Below are 1,545 nucleotides of genomic sequence, written 5' to 3'. Positions count from 1 at the left end.
GTCGTTGTCGTTGTCGAATAATACGACCACGATTACGACAACGACAACGACAACGACGCCCGGTCCGTGAGAACGTCTGGTAGCCCCCCAGCCCTGCCCTCACCAGCCCCGCTCGCGGACCACCTGCACCACCGCCAGACAGAGCGCGGCGAGGTCCGCGGGATCGATCACATAGGGCGGCATGAGATAAATCAGGCGCCCAAAGGGCCTGACCCAGACCCCCAAATCCACGAAGCGCGCCTGGATCGCCCGCATGGGCACCGGCGCCTCCAACTCCACCACCCCGATGGCGCCAAGCACCCGCACGTCCGCCACCCCGGGCATCCCACGGCAGGGCGCCAACCCGTCCGTCAGTGCCGCCTCGATCCTCGCGACCGCGCCCCGCCAATCACCCGCGCACAGCAGTTCGATGCTCGCATTCGCCGCCGCGCAGGCCAGCGGATTGGCCATGAAGGTCGGGCCGTGCATGAAGGTCCCCGGATCACCGGCCGCAATGCCGTCAGCCACCTGCTCGCTCACAATGGCCGCGGCCAGCGTCAGATAGCCGCCGGTCAGGGCCTTGCCGACCGTCATGATGTCTGGACTGATCCCGGCCTGGTCACAGGCGAACAGGGTCCCGGTGCGGCCGAAGCCGGTGGCGATCTCGTCGGCGATCAAGAGCACCCCATGGTGGTCGCACAGGGCGCGGACCTCGCGCAGGTAGTCCGCACTGTAGAAGCGCATCCCCCCGGCGCCCTGGACGATGGGCTCCAGGATCACCGCCGCCAGTTCATCGCGGTGGCGCGCGATCAGGCCGGCGAAGGCGGCGATGTGCCGGGGCTCCCAGGGCTCACCGAAGCGGCCGGCCGGGACCGGGGCAAAGACCTGTTGCGGCAGCGCCGCACCCCACAGACGGTGCATCCCGGAGCCCGGGTCGCACACCGACATGGCGTGAAAGGTATCCCCGTGGTAACCGCCGCGCACGGTCATCAACCGGTGGCGCCCGTGGCGCCCCTGGGCCTGCCAGAACTGGAGCGCCATCTTGATCGCCACCTCGACCGCGACCGACCCCGAGTCGCACAGAAAGACGTGCTGGAGCGGCTCCGGGGTCAGGTCGACCAGGTGCCTGACCAGACGCGCGGCCGGCTCATGGGTCAGGCCCCCGAACATCACATGCGCCATGGACCCGAGCTGATCGCGCACCGCCTGGTTCAGCACCGGATGGTTGTAGCCATGGATGGCGCACCACCAGGAGGACATGCCGTCGATCAACTCCCGGCCGTCCATCAGGCACAGCCGACAACCCTGGGCCGAGCGTACCGGGTAGACGGGGTCCCGGTCGCGGGTCGAGGTATAGGGGTGCCAGGCGTGCGCCCGGTCGATGGCAAGGACCTGGTCGATGTCCATGGGGGGATTAAAGAATAGTTTACTGAGGTCAAACAAATCAGTTAAGGACTGCCGCCAGCGCTGTTTTCGTTGTCGTTGTCGTTGTCGTAATCGACTTTATCGTAGCGCCCCAGGTTCTCTCGCACCCCAGAGTGCATCGCTTCTGCGATTTCGATTACG

The 1,545-nt window shown here is 66.8% G+C and carries 1 protein-coding gene; it reads right to left on the bottom strand.

The features are described from left to right. Window positions 1-99 precede the first annotated feature (99 nt). Complete coding sequence (bioA, locus tag QZY48_RS03155) at window positions 100-1,386, bottom strand: adenosylmethionine--8-amino-7-oxononanoate transaminase (RefSeq protein ID WP_295427599.1); 1,287 nt, start codon at window positions 1,384-1,386, stop codon at window positions 100-102. Between the last annotated feature and the right edge of the window lie 159 nt (window positions 1,387-1,545).

The organism is uncultured Thiodictyon sp. (assembly GCF_903828115.1).
Lineage (GTDB): Bacteria > Pseudomonadota > Gammaproteobacteria > Chromatiales > Chromatiaceae > Thiodictyon.
Note: the sequence above shows the minus strand (reverse complement) of the source record. Positions and strands in the feature narration are given on the sequence as shown.

Coding starts and splice junctions, on each gene's coding strand:
- bioA (WP_295427599.1), bottom strand. CDS start 1,386: ATGGACATCGACCAGGTCCTTGCCATCGACCGGGCGCACGCCTGGCAC.